The sequence below is a fragment of the Anaerostipes caccae L1-92 genome, assembly GCF_014467075.1.
Classification (GTDB): domain Bacteria; phylum Bacillota; class Clostridia; order Lachnospirales; family Lachnospiraceae; genus Anaerostipes; species Anaerostipes caccae.
This window is the reverse complement of record NZ_AP023027.1, coordinates 362,123-382,676: the sequence shown is the minus strand read 5'-3', so window position 1 is coordinate 382,676 and position 20,554 is coordinate 362,123. Positions and strand designations below refer to the sequence as shown.

Below are 20,554 nucleotides of genomic sequence, written 5' to 3'. Positions count from 1 at the left end.
CCTCCTTTCAAAGGATGTCTGATACCTCCTGGTCCGGTTCTAAAATTATTGTACCTTCCCCGCCATCCATATAAATATTAGTTTTAGAACCGGCTTCCTCCAATATATTTTTCACACCCACAACAGCCGGTATCCCTAATGCTTTTGCAAGGATCACTGTATGAGATGTGTTCCCTCCTCTTTCAGTTACAAACCCTTTTACATGTGCTGTGTCCATCCTGATGATGTCTTCCGGCGTCAGATCCGCCGCGACAATTACAATATCCTCTTTTGTTTTTGAAACTTCATCCATTGGGGAATTTAATCCTTCCATCTTCCTGATCAAAGCATCACACACATTTTCGATGTCGGTCCCCCTCTCCCGCATATATGGATCATCCATACTTTGAAATATTACAGCCGCCGCTTTTTTCTCCTCTTCTAAAACATAAACCAGGTTCAATTTTTCATTTTGTATCCTCCTGATAATTTTCCCAAAAAAAGCATCGTCATTTACCATTTCAATATAAGCCAGAAAAATGTTTGCAGGCTCTTCTCCTGCTGAAATCTCTGCCTCTCTATACAGTTGCTTCAGCTCCTCCTTGTATTCTTTTCTTACCGTTTCAAAACGGCTGATTTCATATTCTGCATCTTCAGACTTTTCAGCTCTCGCTTCAAAAGCCAAATTGTTTAAAACCAGAATGGTGCCAGCAGCTTTTCCTTCAGCACCTCCGGTTCCTTTCCGTTTTTTCATTTCTTAACTCCTTTCATGTCAACTATAAAACTTTTCCCCTTTTCACTCTCACAGTAACGATAAATACCTTCCAGCACAGGAAAATGTGTATTCTGATCTACGGTCACAAAGAAGATGAATATCTTTCCTTTTATCTCTTCAGATATTTTGATTCTTTCTTCTGAAACAACAATTTCATAATTTATTTCTACATTTAAATCTCCGCGCATAGGACAATGGAGTATTACGACATCCTGAGAAATTTCATAAAATTTGATTTTGTTATGGTTCATCATATTGCATAATCTGTTATACAGACGCTTCCACGCTTTTTCGCCAACCGCTTTCTGGCATCCCTGCATGAGCAGCTCTTCTTTGGTGCTGCGTGCAGGCAGTACGCTGTATCTTTGATTTTGAATATAATTTGCAATAGAATTTAATTTTTTGTCTATCTTTCTGTTATCAGATTCAAATAATATCCGCAGCACATCAAAATATAGTTCATTTTCATCAACAATGCCATTTGTACTCTGAACGGCCGCCGATATGATCCTTTGAATTGTTTTGTTATACTCACCGATGACCCCGCACTGATTCATGACCTGGATGATTTTTTTCTTATCAGAATCCTCCAAAATAACATTGGTAAACACAATATTTTTCCGGTGTGCCAGCAGCTCTGAATATCCCGTGGAAATGATCAGCGCAAAATCGTCCAAATTATATTTTTTAGCCTCAGAAATAATGCCCAATTTAATGTCGGCGGTGCTGCCAAACAGTGTTTTCAGCTGTTCTTTTACTAAAGTTGAGGTTGCCATTCCATCTGCGCAGAGTACTAAGACCTTAGAGACATTGCTTTTCTTTTGAATTGTCTGATACTTCTCATCGCTTATAAAATAGATTGTTAAGTATGCAATCTCATCTGATGTTAACATTTTGGCAAGATCATCTTTCATCTCCCTCACGGCTCTCCCAGTGAAATCATATATTTCGGGATACATTCTCATGACATCCTGAACCAGGGGATTTGTCGATTGCACTCCATATTTCAATCTATAATACAATGGTCTGATATGCCCTTTTAACCTTGTCATTAAGCGGTCTTTATTATCAAAAGAAATACAGGCAATCCGTTCAAAATTTACAACCAGCGCTTTTGTAAAATTAGATATGTACAGATCTTCCTGATCCTGGGAAACAAACTGTGCAACCTTTATCCCTAACAAGAGAGTTGCAATATAATATATTTCCGATTCAGGAATTTCTAAGTTATAAACTTTTAATTTTTCAAAACTCTGTTTCAGTGATTGATACGGCTTTGTTTCAACTAAAGTTACTTTTTCTTCTGTATGAAGATTCATCGTGTAGCCATCCATGCTTCTGATCCAGGAAATCAGGATCATGCTGCATTCCAGTTCTTCATTTTCCAAAACCAGTTTGATATTTTCGTCTTGTTCATACTGCTTTATCAGACATCTGGCAATCTCCAGGTAATCGTAGTCCTCTCCGGTTATCGTAACCAAAGATTGCTGCATCCATTTTTTCAATATATCCTTAGGCTGAAAATTTTGTAATTTCTTAATTTCCTTTCCCACAATTTTTCTGATTGCAAATTCTTCTCCCTGGAGTACATATCCGAACTTGATCGAACTGGCTATAGAAATATTCTGGTTACCCAAAATTTTTTTCCACTCTTTAATATCTTTTAAGATTGTATTTTTGCTGACATCAAAAAGGTTCTGCATCTTCTCTATTGTTACAACCTCAGCAGACAGCAGTATCATTAAGAGTTCCAGTATTCTTCTCTCTTGTACAGAATAATAGTAGCTTCCGTTCTTCCTCATCTCAGCTTCCAGTATTTCAATTTTCTTTGATTTGACACAGATAATTTTTGACTGTATCTCCAGCCTGCCTAATTCCCTGCTCTTAAGCCAGTCATTGATCAGTTCAAAATCATAGTAAAATGTTCTCTTTGTAATGTTTAATTTCTCAATAATTCGGTCAACCGTATAACCGTTTTTTTGTTCTAGTATAATTTTTAAAATATATGCCGGTCTGCTTTTTAATTCCAAAGCAATCTACTCCTTTAAATTTTCAATAAATTCACTGATTTTCTCTCCTGCTTCTTTTTCATCTGTTCCGTTTATTACAAGTTTAATTTTTGTTCCTTTACATATCCCTCCTGACAAAATGCTGATAATACTCTTGGAATCAATTTCCGTATCATTTGTCCTGATTTTTATATCACTTTCATAAGTTTGGCATAACGTAGATAAATCCGTTGCTGGTCTGGCATGAAGTCCTGTTTTGTTCTTAATGATCATTTCTTTTTCGTACATGTCTGCTCCTCCTGATTGTTTCAATTTTATTTGTGCTTTCATTATATTCTCTTTCGTTTTTTCAGAAAATAGCAGTTGTTGTCACTCTTTTTTTCTTGTTTTGTGCAAATATTGTACTGAAAATGGAACCTTAATCCGATAGCAAGTTTTCTCTTTAAAAATGAAATACGGATGCAGCCCTGTGCACCCGTTTATATATGTTATCCCTCTAATTAAAATTATAAAAAATGACCCTTGGAAAACAATATATAATTTTTTCCAAAGGCCTGTATTAATATAATCATATCTGTCTAAAGCTTTTTCAATATATCTTTCTTATACTCCAGAAATTCTTCCGTCAGATTAAAATCTTTTCTCCGGGGCTTAGGCTCCCGGATCACAATTTCTTCCGTAATCCTTCCGGGTCTTCCGGTCAGCAGATAAATCCTGTCTGAAAGCAGGATCGCTTCATCAATATCATGGGTGATAAACAGTGTAGACAGATGGATCTTGTCCATCACATCCAAATACCACCGATGCATATCACTTTTCGTCAGTGTATCCAATGCACTGAAAGGTTCATCCAGCAAAGCCACATTCTTAGAAAACATATAGGTCCTCAGAAGCGCAGCCCTCTGGCGCATACCTCCCGAAAGCTGTTTCGGATACTTTTTCTGAGTGCCTTCGAGGCCAAACTCCTGAAAAAGTTCCCCGGCTTTTTGACGGGCAGCTTTTTTGTTCTCACCTTTAATCAAAAGCGGCAGTGCTACATTATCCTCGATTGTCCGATAAGGGAGCAGCAGATCTTTCTGAAGCATATAACTGATATTCCCCGGCTGTCCCGTAATATCCCTGCCGTCCAGCATGATTTTTCCCTGATCAGGTTTTTTCAGTCCGGAAATCACATTAAACAAAGTCGTCTTCCCTCCGCCGCTGGCACCCAGCAGACAGACCAGTTCATTGTCATGCAGCTCTATATTAATGTCTTCTATTATATTTGTATTCTCATATGCAAGCGTAACACCCGTTACAGTCAAATCCGACATTTTCTTTACTCCAAGTAGTCATTGGTAAATCCGGTATTTTCCGGAATCTTTGTTTTTGAAAGACCTTTCTCACTGATCCAGTTATAAAATGCATTCCACCTTTCTGGATTAATATAGCCCCATTGCTTCACTTCAGCCTTATACTGATCCTTCATATATTTCTGGCTGGCCTGTACCATTTTGGAATCCAGTTCCGGCGAGGCTTCGCAGAGAATATCTCCTGCATCTTTGGGATCTTCAATGGCATACTCATAGCCCTTTTTTGCGGCTGACAAAAATGCTTTTGCCGTTTCCGGATTCTTTTTCATCCATTCACTGTTCCCGATGATCACCGGCGTATAATAGTCAAAGACCGGATCAATATCTTTAAACGCAAAGTAGTCTGTATCAAGTCCGGCCACCTCCGTAGCAATCCCTGCCCATCCATAGTAAATCCAGATGGCATCCACTTTTTTGCTCTTTAATGCAGAGACCTCATCTGTGACAGTGCTCGGAATCATGTTTACTTTGCTGAAATTCCCTTTATCTTTTTCTACCACCTGTTTTAAGATCGCTTTTTCAATATCCTGATTCCAAGTGGCGTATTTTTTGCCTTCCAGCCCTTTCGGACGTTTGATTCCGTCACCCTTTCTGGATACGATCCCAGAAGTATTGTGCTGTAAAACCGCTGCCACAGCCTTAATCGGAAGAGCATCATCCCCAACGACAGCAGGCATCATCGTATCCTGAAATGAAATACCGAACTGTGCTTTCCCGGAGCCCACAAGCACTTCTGCTCCGTCTTCCGGCGGCTGTACGATTTCCACATCCAGTCCGGCTTCTTTAAAATATCCTTTTTCCTTTGCCACGTAAATACCCGTGTGATTGGTATTCGGTGTCCAGTCCAAAACAAATGTAATCTTTTTAAGCTTTCCGTCCCCGGCTTCTTCTTTCTTTGATCCGCAGCCAGTCATTGCTGTGATCAATAACACAGAAAGTAATACAGCTAACATTCTCTTTTTCATAATTATCATCCTCTTTTCACTTTTTCGGCTATTCCCGGTTCTCCCACGGCATACATTTTTTCTGCAGAAGATTCACGGCCCACATCAGCAGGAGACTGATCGCAGAAATCATAAAGATCACCGCAAACATTTTGTCAAAGGCAAAACCTTTCTTAACCCGGATCATATAGACACCCAGGCCTTCAAATCCACCCAGCCATTCTGAAATGACGGCTCCCACAACTGCATAGGAAGCTGAAATCCGCAGGCTGGCAAAAAACTGACTAAGAGATCCCGGAAATTTCACATACCGGAATATCTGCAGCTTTGACGCACCCATAGAACGCATCAGACTGATCGTATCCTTGTCCGCCGAGCGGAAACCATCCAGCAGGCTCACGGTAATCGGAAAAAACGTCACGATAACGATTAAAATTACTTTTGGAAGCATTTCATATCCAAACCACAATACAAGGAGCGGCGCAATGGCCACCGTGGGCACCGTCTGCGTCAGCACGATCAGCGGATAAAATGCCTTATACAGTTTATCGAAATGATCCATGAGCACTGCCATTAAAAAACCAATAACAACACCCATCAGCAGACCGATAAACGATTCAAGTATGGTCACTCTCGCATTCGCCATCAGCAGTGGAAAATCATTTACAAATGCTCTGACCACATCCACCGGCGAAGGAAGCAGAAATTTTGAAACCATCCCTGTCCCGCTGGCAGTCTGCCACATAGCAAGAATCACAAGAATCGCCGCTGCCGGCCACAGTTTATTGGTGGTGTTTTGTAACTTTTTTATCAATGGTAAGCACATCCCCTTCTGGCTTATAAGACACTTTAATGTAAGCCGCAACCGACGGCGCACCGGCACGGACAGCAATATGCTGGCACTCTTTCACAATATCCATCAGTTCATCGTAATCACCCTCGATCGCAGTTTCAAACGGTCCCACATAATAATTCAGTCCCGTGCTCTTAATATAATCAATTACCTCGTCCACAATACGGATCAATTCTTCATCATTGGCCGCCTCCGGCAGTGTCTGGATCGCTACGCTTGCATTCATATTTCTTCCTCCTCATAAATCTGTTTCCATAGAAAAACCCCGCTGGCAAATCCAACGGGGAAATAGTCTCATGTACAGCTGTACTGTTTTATTCCTACGCTGGCATTACCCAGATCAGGTATAAGGGTTAAAGACCTCTTCTCGTCTTACTCTCAGCCGGCAGTCTGCCAGCACCCCTGTATATAAAATTTTCTTATGTCTCGGTTTCACGGTATGTTTGTATTATAATGAATATACTGAATTAAATCAATTCCCTTTTCGAAAGAATGCCAATCTTTCCTTGTCCCGTTCCTTTCGTTTGGTTATAATAAATACAGCAGAATAATCTTATTTACAAATCGGAGGAATTTATGGGCGGATTTTTTGGTGTCACTTCAAAACAGGATTGTGTTTTTGATTTATATTTTGGGACAGACTATCATTCCCATCTTGGGACAAGGCGTGCCGGTATGGCAGTTTACAGTAAAGACGACGGTTTTGACCGTGCCATTCATAACATAGAAAATGCTCCGTTTCGGACAAAGTTTGACAAAGACGTGAACAAGATGCATGGATATATGGGCATCGGCTGTATTTCCGACTACGAACCGCAGCCGCTGATCGTTCGCTCCCACCACGGCACATACGCGATCATGACCGTAGGAAAGATCAATAACACGGATGAAATTATAAAGCAGATGTTTGATTCAGGCCACACACATTTCCTTGAAATGAGCGGCGGAGATATCAATGCAACGGAGCTGGTTGCCGCTATCATCAACCAGAAAGAACATCTCGTGGAAGGAATTCAGCATGCACAGGATGTCATTGACGGTTCCATGACGATCGTGCTGCTGACACCAAAAGGCATCTATGCCGCCAGAGACAAAATGGGCCGCACGCCGGTAGCCGTAGGCAAAAAAGACGATGGCTACTGTATTTCCTTTGAAAGTTTTGCCTATTTGAATCTCGGATATGTGGCCGACCGGGAGCTTGGTCCGGGAGAGATCGTGATTCTTACACCTGAAGGTATCCAGACTCTGGCTAAACCCGGCGAAGATATGAAGATCTGTACTTTCCTCTGGGTTTATTATGGTTATCCTTCGTCCTCTTATGAAGGAATCAGTGTCGAGGAAATGCGCTATGAATGCGGAAAGAAGCTGGCTCAGCGTGATGATGCTACTCCCGATAGAGTCGCAGGTGTACCTGACTCAGGGATCGCTCACGCCATTGGCTATGCCAACGAATCCGGGATACCGTTTTCCAGACCGTTTATTAAATATACACCAACCTGGCCGCGTTCTTTTATGCCGACTATCCAAAGTAAGAGAAACCTGATCGCCAAAATGAAATTGATCCCGGTTCATGAACTGATCCAGGATAAAAGCCTATTGTTGATCGACGACTCCATCGTAAGAGGAACCCAGTTGCGGGAAACAACCGAATTCCTTTATCAGAGCGGTGCAAAAGAAGTACACGTCCGCCCGGCTTGTCCGCCGATTTTATATGGGTGTAAATATTTGAATTTCTCACGCTCTACTTCTGAAATGGATCTGATCACACGCCGGATCATTGAACAGATCAGCGGAGATTACAAGAATGTACATCTGGAGAAGTTTTCAAATCCGGACTCTCCGGAATATCAGGGTATGATCGATGAAATCTGTAAGCAGCTGAATTTCACATCGCTTAGATATCACAGGCTGGATGATATGATTGAGTCTGTGGGATTGGATCCTAAAAAACTCTGTACTTATTGTTGGGATGGGAAAGAGTAGATAACATAATAAAAAACACAGCTTTTGATGAGATTGATTGTCAAATGCTGTGTTTTTTCTTTAATTAATTAGAATTGATATAATTTTTATGTTTATACAAAACTCTTGACAGAGTAACCATACAGTTTTATTAAGGCCTTAATCTGCAATGAATTCTGGCATAACGTCGACAATCTAAGACTCAATATGTTTCTATTAAAATCAAAACCATTAATCGGTACTTCTGGTACTGAAACCTCTAAATTCCAATATGTTTCTATTATCACCGTTCTTGTTTCCACATTAAATATGTAAAAGAAATCTTTAGACTCCAATGGGTTCTATTATTACTCTTTAAAAATGGTTGGAATTGCAAAAACAGTGATCTTTAGATTCCACTATGTTTCTATTAATACTTGCTGAGACGATACCGGAAATTCTAAACACGCTACTTTAGATTCCACTATGTTTCTATAAATACGGGTCTATATATATCACACACAACTTAGAAACCACTTTAGATTCCACTATGTTTCTATTAAGATAAATGCTGTGGATGTGCTGATAAAACAATTCAAACGACTCTAAATTCCACTATGTTTCTATTAAGATGTGGTTGCATACCAGCTTATTCTTCCGGTCTTCTTTCCTCTAAATTCCACTATGTTTCTATTAAGATTGAAACTTCGGTTTGACTCCTTAAAGGCAACTCTCTCTAAATTCCACTATGTTTCTATTAATACTTGAAGTATCTGTCCTCGTTCATGAAGCAATCGTACTTTAGATTCCACTATGTTTCTATTAATACCCCGTATCTCCACACTAAAGTAATACAAGTAATTCCCAATCCTTAATTGTCGACCCAATCTATTTCATTATTTTCATTTGGTTATAAGCTTTATCTATTGCTATAAATGTAGTATAAAATGGCTTCACCACTCACATTGTCGAGTCACTGAAAATTTCACAGTATCTGCGGTCGACAGTATTCTTACAAATCATGATTCCCACTACCTTCTGGAAGTTATAACTGCTTTATCCTTTCAATCGCCTATTAATATCTGACGCACTATATAAAATATCTGTTACAATTACTCTGTCTCCCTCAATTACATAAAAAACAGAATAATTATCCACTAACATGCTCCTTATTTCTTTGCTATGTTCAGGCTCTGAATCCATAATTCGGTTACGTTCTGGCATAATATCCAGTGTTAGTATCTTATCTGCAATTCGATTATATTGTTCTATGGCATTTTCCGGTGAAAGAAGATTATAAGCAATATAGTTATATAATTGTTCCATGTCTGCAATTGCTTCATCTGCAATCTGAACTGTATACTGCTTCATGCTAATGTTTCTTTCTAAATTCTGCAAATACTTTTTCTGCATTCTGCACTCTTCCTGCTTCAATATCATCATATCCTTTTTGAAGCTTTGCATGTAATTCATCTTCTGTCATTAGATCTACATTAATTGTATCTGGTGCTTTTGGCAATGAAATTGAAAAAGGAATACTACCTGTAAGAGAAATCTGATTTAAATACATATCAATCGCAGTCGACATAGGAACTCCTAGCCTCGATAAAACAGCCTCTGCTCTCTCTTTTACTTTTGGATTGACTCTTAAATTTAATGTTGCAGTTTTTTCCATGATATAACACCTCCTATTAAGATTATTGTAACGTTTTTGTCGTTACAATTCAATCACTATTTCTATTTCAAATGCTTTTTTCTTTTTAGAGGGTTAGAAATTGTACTACCATTGCAAACCAATCAATCTCTAAATTCCTCTATGTCTCTATTAAGATAAAAATAACCCATGTATAAGCCTTAGTAGACTTTACACGAGTTATATATGTTATATTATACCTATTTATCTCACTTGTGCTAAAAAACGCTTAATCATTGTTACGTCCGTTTTAAGAGAATCTATATCTTCACTTCCGTCTTGATAACGTTTATATGTATCAAGGTAGCAAGATTCAATATCTTTCAAACGTGGGATAATCTCAGTTTCCTGAGTAACTTCAAGATTAGTTACACGCTGTTTAACATCTTTCATGTCTCGTTTTATCTCACATACATCTTTAGATAATGCATTTACATCCTTAGATAGAATTGTAAGTATAGAGAGTATTTGCTCCTCGTTTGTCATGTTCATCACCTTCCTTGCTGAATATGTGCATGGATATAATAATATAATAACATAAAAATCTGTGCAACGTCTATTTAATATTCAAGTTGCTTGCTCTAAATTCCACTATGTTTCTATTAAGATTAATACATTTTCCGCCTTCCAAGCATCCTTTAAAATCCTCTAAATTCCACTATGTTTCTATTAAGATGAATCAATCCCAAGCCTTTTTCTTGCTTCTTTGATTTCTCTAAATTCCACTATGTTTCTATTAAAATTCGTGCGGTTTGTTACTATTGCGCTTGTTGCTACCTCTAAATTCCACTATGTTTCTATTAAGATTATTTCTATCTACCGGGAGATGCAGAAACATCTTTCTCTAAATTCCACTATGTTTCTATTAAGATGTCGAAAAAGCTAAATGAAGAGCAAGCATATTACAACTCTAAATTCCACTATGTTTCTATTAAGATTACTTCCGAATCGCTCATGCTCTTCGTTGTGGCATCCTCTAAATTCCACTATGTTTCTATTAAGATACTACTGAATTTTAAAAATCTGCAAACAGAAATCTACTCTAAATTCCACTATGTTTCTATTAAGATGATGTTGAAATAGAAGAGGAGGTGACCTTAAATGCCTCTAAATTCCACTATGTTTCTATTAAGATGGTTCTTAAAACGGTTGTTGATGATTTGCAGGATCCTCTAAATTCCACTATGTTTCTATTAAGATTGGAAATATGATGTTCAGGGACATGGCCCCACCGGACTCTAAATTCCACTATGTTTCTATTAAGATACTTCGGCATCATTCACTGCATTCATAATCTCTCGCCTCTAAATTCCACTATGTTTCTATTAAGATCATTGCTTTGGCCAACGTCTTCCCAGTTGTAGCTTTCTCTAAATTCCACTATGTTTCTATTAAGATAAAGAGGCACAAGAAGAGGTATTATTCAATGAACTACTCTAAATTCCACTATGTTTCTATTAAGATAAAATCTGGCAGCTACTTTGCACAGGGACTTAAACTCTCTAAATTCCACTATGTTTCTATTAAGATGAGCAAGATCAGAAAGTCTGTCAATATTGCAAAAAACTCTAAATTCCACTATGTTTCTATTAAGATTAAGGAGAAGGCCAGAGAACGTCTTCTCCTTTGTACTCTAAATTCCACTATGTTTCTATTAAGATCTGTCTACTAATTGCCTTATTCAATTCCCCATTCCTTCTCTAAATTCCACTATGTTTCTATTAAGATAAAGATGGGCAAGTAATTAAACGAAAAACATACGCCTCTAAATTCCACTATGTTTCTATTAAGATGGCTTGCATCACAGGCCGACATGCTGGCAGAAGACCTCTAAATTCCACTATGTTTCTATTAAGATGCGAAACAAGTGTCGATTGAGCGCTACGAACGAGCACCTCTAAATTCCACTATGTTTCTATTAAGATCAAGCTGGCCAATGCCCAATTTAAAGCGGCATCAGCCTCTAAATTCCACTATGTTTCTATTAAGATTGTTTTTCCGCTGGTTAAGCTATCGCTTCTAACTACTCTAAATTCCACTATGTTTCTATTAAGATTGTGACGGCCCCGCCGGATAAGGTATCAGAAGAGACTCTAAATTCCACTATGTTTCTATTAAGATGCAGAGATCTCTTCTGCATTTTTGGAGGCGGATCTCTCTAAATTCCACTATGTTTCTATTAAGATCCGTTACATTAGAAGCCCCTATTTCTCACCTTTAAACCCCTACAAATTGTCGACCCCATAATAATCATTAACTTTCAACACAAAGATACAAATTATATAAGCATGAAGTCCCTGTTTTATTAAGTTACTCGCTACTGTCGATCTCCCTATAATTTTGCACTACCAAGGGTCGACAGTTCTTATATAAGAAAACTAGTCTTATCCTCCTCTTTCCCCCAAAATTCCTTATCCAGCCATCTCTCATGACGACTTTTGAAAATAATGACGGAATCTAAATCTTTGTCCACATAAGGCTTCAATTCCTGCTGTAATTGTACCAGCTGGACCTTGGATATCTCGCCCTCAAAAACAGAATTTTGTATATGTGACAAATATTTCTTACATATCTTAAAAACCCTTGACCAGCGTTTTTGTCCATTTTCACTTTGACTAATATCATAAACCAAAACTACATACATAAACTACCACCATATCTTAAACCCTTCATACTCTTTTTCCCCGATTAAATGCTTAATTAATTTGTACGCTTCCAGCCGCATTAGATACTGATAAGATACCTTTTTCCCCAACTCCTTGTGCATAATTGTTGTTTTCAGACGATCTTCAAATTCTGTGACAATCAATTTAGACGCCTCTTTTTTTAAATGAAGAAAATTCAACTCTTTGGTAAAGCTATCTTCCGTTATCTGCTTCCGATTCAACAAAGAAAATATCAGCCGATCTCCAATCAACGGCTTAAATACCTCAGATAAATCCAGGCATAAAGAATACCTTCTCGCTCCTGGTTCATGAAGATAACTGATTGTCGGGTTTAATTGAGTATGATATATTTCACTTAACGTCTTTGAATAAATCAAAGAGTTTACAAAAGATATCAGTGAATTAATCATGTTATCCGGTGGATGCATGACTCTTTTCTCAAATTGAATTTCCTGGTTGACGATTTCATTCCAAGCTGTATAATAATATCTTCGGATGTTACCCTCTATTCCCATTAATTCATCAACAGCTTTTGCCTTTGGTATTTTCTTTCGCAGATGATCTACTTCATTCATAAATTCTGAAAGTTCTTTTCCTCTGCTGTTGTAATAGCGTAGATTTCGATAGATATTATCTGCCGCTGCATTAATAAATTTACGTGCAATTTCAATTCTTTTTTCATAATCTGTGTAGTGCTCCACCTGTTTTACGAGAAGCTGGCCCGCTAGAAGACTTTCTTTTGGATAATAACTTCCGGTATAAAAATTATAATAATTAAAGAAATGAATCGGGATACCATACTGCGATATGTAATTAATAAATGCTGTGTTAAATGTCATCTCTGACATTACATAAATATCATTAATCCGTTCAATGGGAATGTCTCTCTTTTCTCCTTCATATGAAGTAAACTGAAGTGTATTATCTTTTCTCTTTAAATCGCCATTGTTATATACATAAAGGCTTCTCTTCATCCTTTCACCTCCCTATTAGATGAAACATAAGTCATGGTAAGCACATTTCTTGCAAATTTTCTTTTCACAGAACTCAGGTGGTGTTTCTAATTCTTTGATTTCATGTATTTCAGAAATAATACCTTCTAATTTCTTAATATCCTCTTCTTTCAACTCAACAATCAGGTTTTTCTTTAACAATGGGTAATCAATTTTAGCCTTTAAATTCTTTACGCCTCTCTTCCAAAGATAGTAAAGATAATATTTCACTTGCCAGACTCCTGCCTCTTCAATAGATTTACTTTTCTTTACTTCATGCAATTCCTTATGTTCTTTTATAAAATCGATATTAATAATATTATCAATGTTGATGTGTTTTTCATCACGGCGATAGCTGTTTTCATCTAACAACTTACCCAGCATAACACTTTCGTTTTCGGCTTCCATATTTATTTCATGACAGAAATACCATAATTTCCTCTTACAGACGAAATAGTAGTAAATCATTACTCCTGTAATTCTCTCCTCCATAAAACGAAACCTCCCCTTTATATTACAATTACCAACTAGCTATTATAAAATTTTATTTCTCACTATTTTATAGAGTAAATATAGGCTCATCCATTTCCTCTACATCTAATGGATAAAATCCCTTTTCATCATAATGACAGTCTATTACCGGTATCGTCTCAAACCGATTAATTTTTATCTCTCCAAAAATTTCGATTTCATGACGTTTGTATTTTATATACATATATTTCGGTATGGAGACTATATATCCTTTAAGTTGTTCTTGTATCTCTAATCTCCTTTTCCACAAGTTATTTAAAATTAGTTTATCTTTTCCTAATTTCTTTTCCTCTTTTATTTGCTTTTCTACATCCATTAAATTTTTTTGCAGCCCTTCAATACTCTCTTTATAATCCAGATATACGGACTTTGGAACAATATTTTGAGAAAAGATATTTCGTAAGTCCTGTTCACCATCACTAACTTTAACACCAATCTTAAATTTATTAAAAGTTTCATTGTATTCTTTTAAATAGTCACTTTCAGAAACTGCTTCCGTAGTAAAATATTTTTCAATCAAAGCCAGTTTATCTTCTTCACTGATCGGACCATCACAATTTGACAAAGCTTTCATAGATTGCGTATATAAAACAGCATCTAAAAAGCCTTTCCGCCCCCTCTTAACATCTTTACCGTCACAATACACAAAGCAATTATATTCATCAATATCTTTCTTTCCTTTTCTATTGCACCTTCCCATTCTCTGAAACAATGCATTTAATTCAGAAAGTTCTGTAAATAAATAATCAAAATCAATATCCAGGCTTACTTCAACAACTGACGTTGCGATCCAAATCCCATCGCGGCTATCCAGGACTCCTTGTTTTTCATCTGAATAGGTTTTCCCAAATTCTTTGATTTCCGATTCCAGCTGCTTTCTATCATTTCGGGTAAAACGGCTATGAAAGACATTTAAATTCAAATCTATATCTGCTTCTTTTAATTCATCATACATTTCCTGTGCTTTTCGGATTGTATTACAGACAACTAAAATCTTATTACTGTGATTTAGCATCTTATTTTTTTTATAACATTGAATAATATCTTCTGCAGATAAGGACTCCTGCTTTACCTTTATCGAATGTCTCATTAAATTATTTGAAAACTGTTGTTCTTTAAATTCAATCCCTGTATCTCTTCTTAAAATATCTTTTAAAAATGGAGATAGCGTTGCTGTTACGATTGCAATCTTTCCGCCAAATTGATGTATCTTCCGAAGTCCAAAAACCAAATAGGCCAGTAATTCTGCATCATACATTTGAATCTCATCGATCACAATCTTTGAATATGCAAGCGTGACCAATTTCATCTCATAGCCCTTATACCCAAAAATAAAGCCAAATAATTGGTCTAATGTGGAAATGTTTAATGGAAGTGAAAGTATTTTTCCCCGATCTGAATATTCAAAAATATCTAACTCTTCACTGTTTGAAAGATGCTCTCTATAATATTCTAATGCTTCTGAATGTAATAATCCCAGACGTTCATGAAGTTTTTCTTCTTTTAAAATATCATTTTTGACACGATCATAAATAGAGTTGATCGCTACCCGTACAGGCAGTACGAAGAATCCTTTATTGTCTCCTATCCAATGAAGTCCTGCTTCCGTTTTTCCCATTCCTGTTGGAGCCAAAGCAATAATATCATCTTCACGATGCTCAATACAAAATTCCTGCAGCTCATTCCATTTACTCTTTGGATTCTTTACTTTCCATGCTTGCATCATCTGGTCGAGCCCCTTAATCAAGAAATCATTTGGATATTCAACCTGATAATTTCCGCTGGCACTGTAATCACATCGATGCAGTAAACCTTTTAATAAAATAGTCTGAGGGTCTGAAGGATATATTCCTACAAGTTCATTTTCATCATCGAATTCATGCTTATATTCATCCAACAGCAATGAATCAATTAAGTCCCTTTTCTCTCTTAAAACTTTCCATTCTTCACAGTAATCATGGTGGTATAAAATAGCACAGGCAACTCTCATAAAATCCTCATACTGATATTTCGATGAATGTAAATAAAAAGATGGGTCTAAATAAAAAATTGATAAAATATTGTGTGGAACTTCTTTTTCAGGATTGAATTTTAATTTTCCGTTTCTTACTCTTTTCTGAAATTCTTTATTTGCCTTGCCGTCATCATGGTGAAGACAGGCCTGGCATAACAAATCAAAGATATACTTATCATTAATATAATGAAAATCCCACAAAATCTCAGCTTGTCTAATTAAATCTTGCGCATGTTCTGCAATTGTTTTATTTGGCTTTGCCAGGTACTCCTGTAACTTCACCTATTCACCCTCCATAAATTATAAAAAATTTACAATATTCTTTTGATCGTCTATCCAAATATTTTCACTGGTTTTTCTGATTTTAAAGTCTGATGTATACACTACCGGAATTTTTTCAATAAAAATACGTTTTCCGTCTTGGATTTCATACTTTTTCCCCAAATAATATTTAGTTCCAAACATTAATCGTTCCGGGCCCATCCCTGTATATATTCTCCTGTTCTTCACATCATCATAGTGCAAGTAAGCAGAATATGGACTACGAACTGTCTCATCAGTTTCAAGTAATTCTACCAGCTCTGCATCCGTAACTTCTACGAAATCTTCACTCCTCCCTAATGATTTTAAATCATAAATATGATGATAGATGTCATTCAAAACTTCTTCTTCGGCACGAATATGTAAAATCAGCTGCACATTATCCAAAATTTCATAGTACTTAATGGACGTAGTTAAGGAACGGAATTTTGAGATTGGAACTTTATAGTTACTCGTCTCATAATCAGAAACCTTCTTCTTCCATTCTTTCTCTTCTGCCTTTATCTGCTTTTCTTTCTGAACAATCTCATCATACTCATTGCTTCCTTTTTCTGCTGTTTTCTTTTGTTCTGCTAACCTGTTTTTCTCCTGTTTATAATTTTGAATTCGCTCTTTGTACTCTGTGGATTTCCATTCCGCAATCTTATTTCCAAGAACTTTTAAATCCCGGTACTCCTGCAGTAAAGACTCATCATGAACTTGGATCGTAGTCCCATTAAAAAAACTATTCCCTTGAGATTTTTTAGCACTGGCAACTTGCGTAAATGCATTAGACAGCATACTCTCGTTTTTCATTTTGACCAAAGTTCCCCTGTCATCCATTGTAGAGTTCAGAAAACAATAATCTCTGTAAACTTTTTTTCGCATGGAAGAGAATTTGCCTTGAATGCTGATATCCATTTTTTTATATTCAGTATATCCGCAAATACTGTGCAGTGCACCGCTAACTGTGGATAACGGAGGTAATGGATACGTCATCTTATTCTCTGTTGTCTCTTCTTTTCTATAATTTGCGCTGGCTTGACGAATTTTTATCCTTAAGGCTTTCACCCCATTCACCTTCTCTCCTATGTATTAGTTTGAATAATACTCTTCTACTTCCTTGCGCAGTTCTTTAAAGAACGCGCTGATTGAAACCGGCGCCAATTCTTTTTCTATTTCATCTTCGTTTTCTAATAAGTTGCCTCTCAGCAGTCCCGCATGGAATCCTTCTTTCAGCTTCTCTTTCAGATCTTCTGATATCATCAGGTTTGCATGTTTGACATTTACCACATTTTCAAAATAATGTGTCTTTCTTTTAGATAATCCTCCTACTATGAAAACTGGTTCTGCATTATCTAAATTACCTTTCACTGTCAAAGATAAATTTTCTACTGCATTTAACAGAGCTGTTACTCTCTCTAGTTTCTCTGTCTGGGAAGCTTCTCCTTCAAAGTTCTCATCTTTCCCTATCATCTGCAAATCAACTGTCAGACTATATACTTTTAAGGATTTGTCGTATTCATACTGATACGGCATCAATCCCACTTTACCGCCGCTCTCCTGTACAGACAATCCATTTTCCTTTGCATAATTTGAGGCCATGTATAAGTTATTATGAAATCTTGTTTCATTTATAAAATGATCTGCTGCAATGGCATCCGTCAGATAAAAGGAACTTTTTCTTACATAGGTTGTCCCCTGGGTATTCATATACCCGCCCTCTAGTGCTCTGCAGTTAGCAGCATTTAATTCAGCATTTACTTTTTTTTGCGCTGCTCCATCTACTTCAGTTTCAAGATCATCATACCATCCACTCTGAACCATAATCGCATTCTTCAGACTTTCCCGGCTTCTCATAGAATATATTTTCTGGTTTTTAAAAACTTTTTGTACTGATGCAATATTCCCCAGGCCTTCAGAATAATTTGATGTCATATTGGCTACTACTGTTAAAGTTAATGCATTCTTTTTCATAATTAATTTCCTCCCTTATCTTCTTTCACTGTCTCTGTATTTTCCCTTCTTAATGCATTTACAAATGTATATGCAACTTCTTTGTTTTTCTCAAAGTCTTCAAACAAATCATATGCAAAACTAAAAGATTCGTCTGCATAATTTGCAAGATTCAAAAGTATCTTGCAAAAACGGTCATAATCTTCAAACGTAATTGCACTTGTTAATTTCTTGTTGTATGAACTTAATTTGTTATCCGGAACCTTATAACTGCCATTTTCACGCTTATCTACAACTGTTTTTGCACTTTTAAATGCAGACTTCATAGCTCCATCCATTTTGTCAGCCCCCTTTATTTTTATGTTGATTTTAATTAACTGGTTAATAACATATCCATAATTATTTACATCCGGCTTTTTCAGCAAATAATTTATTAAATGATCGAGTAATGTAAAGTTAAGAATTGATTCTGTGACTTCCTTCTGAATATCAACCCAATAATTCTCAGCTTCTTTAATACTGAAACATAGATATTTGTAGCTCTTTTCCAAAGATTTCAAGATCTTTAAACTGTCTCTTCGGATATATAATGTTTCAAAAAATGTCTGATCCGGATTTTTGACAATAACCTCAACATCGCCAGTGATAAATGTATCCGATTCTAAAAGCAGCTTAAAAAACATTTGTCTGGTATTCAGTTTTTTTCCTTCTTTTTCTGAAACCTTTTTTTCCTGCTGAACACTTTCCGCCCATCTCCCATTTGTCTCTACTAAACAGGATAGCTCTATATTGTCATTAATGAACATCATTTCTCTTTTACCATGAAACGCAAACGGTATGAAATCAAAAACCTGCATATCTGTTCCATGAAAATTAGCTTTATTAAAATTGTATGAAATAGATTTTCCTTTCTTTGGCATATCTATATAATATCCCAACAGACGGCAGCATTCTTTTCCATCCTCAAACAGTTGAAATGTATTGCAATAGTTTCGATATAAATTTGTTTTGTTCCTAAAAGTCTCAAGTGTTATCATTTCTCTATTTTCTTCAATTAAACTTAAAACCTCTACTGCATTTTCCCCGTCAAAGGCTAATTTCTTAAAAACTTTTTTTAAGATGGTATTTCCTTTCATCTTACTATTGACCAAAGATATTTGATCATCCGATAGATCTGGGGTTTGTAATAATTCTTCTATTTGAAGGTGGTGCATATCATCCGGGAAAGAGTATTCTACAAATTTTGCAAACTTTGATTTTTGTATGTAACTTCCATCATACTCTAATTTGTCCTCTTTCAATTCCCAGTCTGAAGCTTCATCACCAAGCCATGTCAGATACTTCTCCAAACCTACAATAGCTGCAGAGTATCTCCAATCTAACGGTTCTAGCTGTTCCCGTAATTCCTTCATATACTTTCCCCCTGCCTTAATACATTGAGGGCACCGAATCCTGCTGAATGCTTGCTCCCTGCCCCGGCCGAATACAAGTACTGCAAAACATCTGGGTCTCCTGTCATTTTTATAATCCCAACAGTTACATCTATATAAACTCCATAATGCAAAACAACTACCTTCTTACACTGAACAGGCTCAAGGCTAATGCCGGATGCCTTCTTATCTGAAAATCCTGCTAACTTTGCCTGAACAGATAGGACCTCCGAGGCTTTCTCTTTGAAATCTTCATCCTCAAAAGTAATGAATCGATCCCTATTTGTTTCCCGATCATGTTCACGAATACACAGACCATTTCCTAAAACAGTTTGCATATAGACTGTAGACTCGGTAATTAATTTCTCACTTTTTTGATCGATACGTTTTAGCACCATTGCATTGTTGTTTGCCAGTGGAAAATTCCTGTTTTTAATGCCCAAAAATGCTGAAAATAGTATCAAGCCTGTCTTCCTTCGGTCATCACAAGAAAATAAGATTTTTATTCTTGGTTCTTCTAAAAGGATTTTATCTTTAGAGAATTTAGGCCCTTTCATCAAAACAGAAAAACAGTAATCTTTTTGGATCGTATCTTTAAAGTACTTTTCAAAATACTTTCCGTCATTGCACTCGCTAAGCGCAAACTTTAAATACGACAATACAATTCTTCTATAATCTTTGCTTAGTTCAGGCTTTTCAAGATCCAATTGTAACTCTAGACGCATATTTATTTTCCTCCTTTTGCTTCCTTTATCTGTATAATACTACCACTTATTATATTTGTCAATATTAAACCTTATATAATAATGCTATTTATTTTAAAATGAAAAAATTTGAATAAGTTAAGTTTTTATATTATAATCAAATAGGTTAATAATATAGTTTATACATAATGGGATTTAGAGTATATAATAATTCTATAATAGTACTAATAGGCCATAGTGGATATTTTAAAAAATTATAATGAACTGAAAAGCAATATTTTGTACGGTGACAATACTTACATTGTTTCCGTATTTTTAATATTAACAGCATACTTCTTCCTGTTTGCTATCTAAGTTCATTCAAACTTTTATATTTCTATTATTACTTGTACCGAACACATTTCAGAGTTAGAAC

The 20,554-nt window shown here is 36.4% G+C and carries 19 protein-coding genes, 1 CRISPR repeat array and 1 riboswitch; of the genes, 1 reads left to right on the top strand and 18 read right to left on the bottom strand.

Annotation, left to right across the window (positions count from 1 at the left end; genetic code table 11):
• Positions 1-7: 7 nt before the first annotated feature.
• The 7 genes from ANCC_RS01950 to ANCC_RS01920 all read right to left on the bottom strand — a co-directional run bounded on the left by ANCC_RS01950 (position 8) and on the right by ANCC_RS01920 (position 6,138).
• Entirely contained in the window at positions 8-733 is a 726-nt protein-coding gene (locus tag ANCC_RS01950) for a phosphoenolpyruvate-utilizing N-terminal domain-containing protein (protein WP_006567704.1), read from the bottom strand.
• On the bottom strand, positions 730-2,784 hold the full coding sequence (locus tag ANCC_RS01945; protein WP_006567705.1) for a BglG family transcription antiterminator: 2,055 nt from the start codon (positions 2,782-2,784) through the stop codon (positions 730-732). The genes ANCC_RS01950 and ANCC_RS01945 overlap by 4 nt, the downstream gene beginning before the upstream one ends.
• A gap of 6 nt (positions 2,785-2,790) precedes the next feature.
• Positions 2,791-3,051 carry an HPr family phosphocarrier protein gene (locus ANCC_RS01940; protein WP_009291126.1) on the bottom strand — a complete coding sequence of 87 codons (261 nt, stop codon included), beginning with the start codon at positions 3,049-3,051 and terminating at the stop codon, positions 2,791-2,793.
• A gap of 290 nt (positions 3,052-3,341) precedes the next feature.
• The gene (locus ANCC_RS01935) at positions 3,342-4,076 is read right to left on the bottom strand and encodes an ABC transporter ATP-binding protein (RefSeq protein ID WP_006567707.1); all 735 of its coding nucleotides are present in this window, start codon (positions 4,074-4,076) and stop codon (positions 3,342-3,344) included.
• 5 nt (positions 4,077-4,081) lie between these two features.
• A complete protein-coding gene (locus ANCC_RS01930; RefSeq protein ID WP_039946784.1) occupies positions 4,082-5,080 on the bottom strand; it encodes an ABC transporter substrate-binding protein in 999 nt (332 codons plus the stop codon).
• 28 nt (positions 5,081-5,108) lie between these two features.
• Entirely contained in the window at positions 5,109-5,873 is a 765-nt protein-coding gene (locus ANCC_RS01925; protein ID WP_006567709.1) for an ABC transporter permease, read from the bottom strand.
• Complete coding sequence (locus ANCC_RS01920) at positions 5,842-6,138, bottom strand: thiamine-binding protein (protein ID WP_006567710.1); 297 nt, start codon at positions 6,136-6,138, stop codon at positions 5,842-5,844. The genes ANCC_RS01925 and ANCC_RS01920 overlap by 32 nt, the downstream gene beginning before the upstream one ends.
• Positions 6,139-6,212: 74 nt before the next feature.
• Positions 6,213-6,326, bottom strand: a riboswitch (TPP riboswitch).
• A 162-nt stretch (positions 6,327-6,488) separates the two neighbouring features.
• Between ANCC_RS01920 and ANCC_RS01915 the strand changes: the two genes are divergently transcribed.
• On the top strand, positions 6,489-7,895 hold the full coding sequence (locus ANCC_RS01915) for an amidophosphoribosyltransferase (RefSeq protein WP_006567711.1): 1,407 nt from the start codon (positions 6,489-6,491) through the stop codon (positions 7,893-7,895).
• Positions 7,896-8,909: 1,014 nt separating this feature from the next.
• Here the strand turns inward: ANCC_RS01915 and ANCC_RS01910 are convergent.
• The 11 genes from ANCC_RS01910 to cas6 form a co-directional block, all read right to left on the bottom strand.
• Entirely contained in the window at positions 8,910-9,224 is a 315-nt protein-coding gene (locus ANCC_RS01910; RefSeq protein WP_006567712.1) for a type II toxin-antitoxin system RelE/ParE family toxin, read from the bottom strand.
• A 1-nt stretch (position 9,225) separates the two neighbouring features.
• Positions 9,226-9,528: a type II toxin-antitoxin system RelB/DinJ family antitoxin gene (locus ANCC_RS01905; protein ID WP_006567713.1), complete on the bottom strand. Its 303-nt coding sequence runs from the start codon at positions 9,526-9,528 to the stop codon at positions 9,226-9,228.
• A gap of 222 nt (positions 9,529-9,750) precedes the next feature.
• On the bottom strand, positions 9,751-10,032 hold the full coding sequence (locus ANCC_RS01900) for a hypothetical protein (protein ID WP_039946786.1): 282 nt from the start codon (positions 10,030-10,032) through the stop codon (positions 9,751-9,753).
• A 93-nt stretch (positions 10,033-10,125) separates the two neighbouring features.
• Positions 10,126-11,732: a CRISPR direct-repeat array (repeat unit 30 nt; unit sequence CTCTAAATTCCACTATGTTTCTATTAAGAT).
• A 179-nt stretch (positions 11,733-11,911) separates the two neighbouring features.
• Positions 11,912-12,190, bottom strand: coding sequence for a CRISPR-associated endonuclease Cas2 (cas2, locus tag ANCC_RS01895; protein ID WP_006567717.1), 279 nt, complete (start codon positions 12,188-12,190; stop codon positions 11,912-11,914).
• Between the two features lie 3 nt (positions 12,191-12,193).
• Positions 12,194-13,186, bottom strand: a complete 993-nt coding sequence (cas1b, locus tag ANCC_RS01890; RefSeq protein WP_006567718.1) for a type I-B CRISPR-associated endonuclease Cas1b — start codon at positions 13,184-13,186, stop codon at positions 12,194-12,196.
• Positions 13,187-13,201: 15 nt separating this feature from the next.
• Positions 13,202-13,696 carry a CRISPR-associated protein Cas4 gene (gene cas4 / locus ANCC_RS01885; protein WP_006567719.1) on the bottom strand — a complete coding sequence of 165 codons (495 nt, stop codon included), beginning with the start codon at positions 13,694-13,696 and terminating at the stop codon, positions 13,202-13,204.
• Positions 13,697-13,763: 67 nt separating this feature from the next.
• Complete coding sequence (locus ANCC_RS01880) at positions 13,764-16,031, bottom strand: CRISPR-associated helicase/endonuclease Cas3 (protein ID WP_006567720.1); 2,268 nt, start codon at positions 16,029-16,031, stop codon at positions 13,764-13,766.
• Between the two features lie 18 nt (positions 16,032-16,049).
• Entirely contained in the window at positions 16,050-17,129 is a 1,080-nt protein-coding gene (gene cas5 / locus ANCC_RS01875; protein ID WP_006567721.1) for a CRISPR-associated protein Cas5, read from the bottom strand.
• Between the two features lie 15 nt (positions 17,130-17,144).
• A complete protein-coding gene (cas7i, locus tag ANCC_RS01870; RefSeq protein WP_006567722.1) occupies positions 17,145-18,026 on the bottom strand; it encodes a type I-B CRISPR-associated protein Cas7/Cst2/DevR in 882 nt (293 codons plus the stop codon).
• A gap of 2 nt (positions 18,027-18,028) precedes the next feature.
• Complete coding sequence (gene cas8a1 / locus ANCC_RS01865; protein WP_006567723.1) at positions 18,029-19,417, bottom strand: type I CRISPR-associated protein Cas8a1/Csx8; 1,389 nt, start codon at positions 19,415-19,417, stop codon at positions 18,029-18,031.
• Positions 19,414-20,160 (bottom strand): CRISPR-associated endoribonuclease Cas6, encoded by a 747-nt coding sequence (cas6, locus tag ANCC_RS01860; protein WP_006567724.1) that lies wholly within the window; start codon positions 20,158-20,160, stop codon positions 19,414-19,416. The genes cas8a1 and cas6 overlap by 4 nt, the downstream gene beginning before the upstream one ends.
• Positions 20,161-20,554 lie beyond the last annotated feature (394 nt).